The organism is Tepidiforma sp. (assembly GCF_034433535.1).
Classification (GTDB): domain Bacteria; phylum Chloroflexota; class Dehalococcoidia; order Tepidiformales; family Tepidiformaceae; genus Tepidiforma.
On sequence record NZ_DAOUAO010000117.1, the window covers coordinates 1 to 3,773 of the forward strand.

Sequence of the window (3,773 nt, forward strand, 5' to 3'; positions counted from 1 at the left end):
CCAGAGCGCCCTCGATACCATCCCCGGCATCGGCCCCCGCCGCAAGAAGGCCCTGCTCACGAAGTTCGGCAGCGTCAAGGCGATCCGCGAAGCCGACGTCGACGAGATCGCGGCCACCGTCGGCTTCACCCGCGCCCTCGCCGAGCGCGTGAAGGCCGAGCTCTAACCGCCGCGTCCGTCGCTACCGGAACAGCGCCCCGACCAGCTGGAAGAACGCCAGCACAGCCCCGCCGAGAAACAGGATCGCCAAGATCCGCAGGATTGCTCCAATGGGCCATAATCCAATGGCGTACATGGCGTCTCCCGCCAGGGTGACAAGCCACCACGCCAGCACGGCAACGATGACCTGCGCCAGCGCCGTGCCCGCGCCCGGTCGGTCCCCGTCCATCGTGCTCCCCTTTCCTCACGCGAGTGACCCGCATCTTTGTTCAACCCGGCGACAGCTCCTGTCGGATTCGTTACCGTGCCCCTGTGCACCGTTCTTTCCTGGCCCTGGGCGATTCCTACACCATCGGTGAAGCCGTCGAGCCCGCCGAAGGCTGGCCCGTTCGCCTCGCCGCCCGCCTTCGCGCCCGCGGCATTCCTGTCGCCGATCCCGAGATCATCGCCCGCACCGGCTGGACGACCGCCGAGCTCGCCGCCGCCCTGGAGACGGCCACCCTTCGACCCCCGTACCGCCTCGTGACCCTCCTCATCGGCGTCAACGACCAGTACCGCGGCCTCCCGCCCGATGACGCCTACCGCCGCCGCTTCCAGGCCCTCCTCGACCGCGCCATCGACCTGGCGGGTGACGACCCTGCCCGGGTCCTCGTCCTCTCCATCCCCGATTGGAGCGTGACACCCTTCGCCGCCGGCCGCGACCGCCTCCGCGTGGCGGCCGAAATCGATGCCTTCAACGCCATCAACGAAGCCGCCGCCCGGGCTGCCGGGGCCGCCTGGCTCGATGTCACCCCCATCTCCCGCGAGGCAGCCCGCGACCCCGCCCTCATCGCCCCCGACGGCCTCCATCCCTCGGCCGCCATGTACGAACGCTGGGTCGAACGTGCCCGCCCCCTCGCCGAGGCCATCCTCCGCCGCGCACCTGCCCAACCCTGAACCGACCCCCTATCGACGCGCGCCCGCGAATGTCCTACGGTGAAACCGTCATGGCCGACCGCATCGAGCGCGAAATCGAAGAGCTGCTGGCGAAGCTCGACACCGAGCTTCCGCCGGACGGCCGCCAGCCCATCTCCCTCGAGGAGCGCCGCCGCAAGCGGCAGGCGTCACGACGGGTTTCGGCCCCCCGCTTTCCGTCCATCCAGCTCAACCCGCCGTCCCTCTTGCTGTCCGGCGCCGGCATCATGGTCGGCGGCCTGTTCCTCTCAATGTTCTGGCAGCCGCTCATCTGGCTCTCCTTCGCAGGCGTCGTCATCTTCATCGCGGCGTTCCTGCTCTCGTTCCGCAGCCGGCCGCCCGCGGCACCAGGACGCCCGCGCGGCGTCTACTGGCGCGACCGTTACATCGAATACGAGCCGCCGCGCCCGGCCAGTCGCTTCCGCAACCCCTTCCGCCGGCGCTAGCCTTCCCGGCGCGTAACCATCCCGGCCGTACCCTCGTACCGTGCACCCAGCCCGTCCGCTTCTTGCCCCGCTCCTCGCGCTCTTCCTCGCTGCCGCGGCCTGCTCCGATACCGCGCCCGCACCGGCCGGTCCCGCGCCCTCACCCGTCGCGCCATCTCCCTCCGTGGCGCTCACCCCGTCCCCCACGCCCCCCTCAGCCCGCGCGCCCACCGGCACAGCCGCCGGGCCGGCATCCCACGAAGTCGACCGCGCGCTCGAACACCTGCTCGCCCTGGCCGCCAGCCCCCGCGTGGCCGGCACCCCCGGCGAGCTCCGCGCCGCCGAGTACGCCATCGCCCAGCTCCGCGCGTTCGGCTACGAAACCGAGCTCATGCCGTTCGAGTTCGACGGCGACCGCTTCCGCGCTGGCGAAGTCCGCCACGCCGGGCAGGCCATCGAAGCCCTCACCATGGCCGGCAGCCCCGGCGGCACGGTCGAGGCGCCTTCGGCATACGTCGGCCTCGCCGACCCCGCCGGTATCGCCGGGCGCGACCTCTCCGGCCGCATCGCCGTCGCCGAGCGCGGCGGTCTCACCTTTGCCGCCAAGTACGAAAACGTCCGGGCAGCGGGGGCAATCGGGCTCGTCGTCGTCAACAACCAGCCCGGTCCCTTCTCCGGGAACCTTACCCTCGCCGCGGCCTTCCCTGTCGTGTCCGTCTCTCAGGAGGATGGCCAGTCCCTTCTCGATGCCGCCCGCGCCGGCGACACGCTCGCGATCACCTCTCCCGGCACTACGTCGCTCACCACCGCCTACAACGTCATCGCCCGGCGCCCTGGGGATACCCGCTGCAGCGTCATCGTTGGCGGCCACTACGATTCCGTCCCCGGGACCCCCGGCGCCAACGACAACGCCAGCGGCTCCGCCAACGTCCTCGAGCTCGCCCGCGCGCTGGCAGTCGACGGGCCCCGCCCGGGGCTGTGCTTGGCCCTGTTCGGCGCCGAAGAGTCCGGTCTCTACGGCAGCAAGGCGCTGGCCGAGCGCCTCGCCGCCGCGTCCGCCCTCCCCCGCTACATGATCAACCTCGACGTCACCGGCATCGGCTCCCGCGTCGAGGTCATCGGCGAGAGTGCCGCTGCGGCCCGCGCCATCGAACTGGCCACAGCAGCCGGCATCGAAGCTGTCCCGTCATCGCTTCCTCCGAACACCGGCAGCGACCACATGAGCTTCGCCGACCTCGGCGTCGAGACCGTCTTCTTCACCTCCGGCGACTTCTCTACCATCCATTCGCCCCTCGATACCCCCGATGCCATCCAGCCCGCCATCCTCGATGCAATCGGCGACGCTGCCCTCCTGCTCATCCTCGACCTCCTCCCGCAGGCTGGCCGCCAGTGAGGCAGCGTCCTAGCATGACTCCCATGGCACGTACGCTCCTCGCCCTCGGCCTGGGACTCGCCGTTCTCTCCGGGCTCGTCGCCGCAGCCTGCGGAGGCGGCAGCCCCGAACCCGCCTCCGGCGAGCGCATCACCGACCCCGCCCGCGTCCCGACGGCCACCCCGATGCAGAATCCCGTGCTCTATCGCATCCAGGGCAACCAGGTGTCGCTCCAGGGCGGCGACCCCGCGGCCCTCACCCCGGTCGCCTCACCGACCTCCGCCGCACGCAAGACGTACACCGTGAAATCCGGCGATACCTGTTCCGGCATCGCCGCCGCCGAAGGCATTTCGCTCGACGCGCTCATCCGCGCCAACCCCACGGCCTGCGACAACCTGCGCGTCGGCGACACGATCATCATCCCCGCCCCCACCCCGACCCCTGCGGCTGGCTCGGGCGGCCTCACCTCGAACCCCACCGTTCGCCCCACGCCCACCATCCCCCGCGCGAACGGCACCGCCGGCTCCGGGAAGGTCTACGTGGTCCAGGCGGGCGATACCTGCGCCGACATCGCGGCCAGCTACGGCGTGGCCATCGCCGCGCTCATCGCGGCCAACGGCCTCACGCAGGATTGCCTCCTCCAGGTCGGGCAGGAAATCCGTATTCCCTGAGGCCCACGACCCCTATCGGGGCGCCACCGGCTGGCTCCCGGCCTCCCAGCCCAGCGCCGCCAGCAGCCGCTCGGGCGCGACCCCGGCGCGCTTCGCCGCTACCCGCACCGGCGCGCCCAGGTCCTCACTGCGCAGGCCCAGGGCTGAAAGCCCACGAACCGTCGCATGCCGTGCCCGGACCAGTTCGTACAC

The 3,773-nt window shown here is 71.4% G+C and carries 7 protein-coding genes; 5 read left to right on the forward strand and 2 right to left on the reverse strand.

The genetic code is table 11. The annotated features are described in order from the left end of the window. Positions 1-19: 19 nt before the first annotated feature. Positions 20-166: a helix-hairpin-helix domain-containing protein gene (locus tag VAE46_RS13535; RefSeq protein WP_416223947.1), complete on the forward strand. Its 147-nt coding sequence runs from the start codon at positions 20-22 to the stop codon at positions 164-166. Between the two features lie 15 nt (positions 167-181). Here the strand turns inward: VAE46_RS13535 and VAE46_RS06285 are convergent, their stop codons facing one another. Then, a complete protein-coding gene (locus VAE46_RS06285) occupies positions 182-388 on the reverse strand; it encodes a hypothetical protein (RefSeq protein WP_322796069.1) in 207 nt (68 codons plus the stop codon). An 83-nt stretch (positions 389-471) separates the two neighbouring features. Here VAE46_RS06285 and VAE46_RS06290 point away from each other — a divergent pair, with 83 nt between their 5' ends. From VAE46_RS06290 to VAE46_RS06305, 4 genes are read left to right on the forward strand one after another with little or no spacing between them, the layout of a single operon-like run. Beyond that, on the forward strand, positions 472-1,095 hold the full coding sequence (locus VAE46_RS06290; protein WP_322796070.1) for a GDSL-type esterase/lipase family protein: 624 nt from the start codon (positions 472-474) through the stop codon (positions 1,093-1,095). A 50-nt stretch (positions 1,096-1,145) separates the two neighbouring features. Further along, a complete protein-coding gene (locus VAE46_RS06295; protein ID WP_322796071.1) occupies positions 1,146-1,559 on the forward strand; it encodes a hypothetical protein in 414 nt (137 codons plus the stop codon). 40 nt (positions 1,560-1,599) lie between these two features. Continuing rightward, entirely contained in the window at positions 1,600-2,931 is a 1,332-nt protein-coding gene (locus VAE46_RS06300) for a M28 family metallopeptidase (protein WP_322796072.1), read from the forward strand. Positions 2,932-2,954: 23 nt separating this feature from the next. Then, complete coding sequence (locus VAE46_RS06305) at positions 2,955-3,581, forward strand: LysM peptidoglycan-binding domain-containing protein (RefSeq protein ID WP_322796073.1); 627 nt, start codon at positions 2,955-2,957, stop codon at positions 3,579-3,581. Positions 3,582-3,593: 12 nt separating this feature from the next. Here VAE46_RS06305 and VAE46_RS06310 read toward each other — a convergent pair. Next, on the reverse strand, positions 3,594-3,773 hold a 180-nt coding region (locus VAE46_RS06310; RefSeq protein ID WP_322796074.1), incomplete at its 5' end, for a hypothetical protein.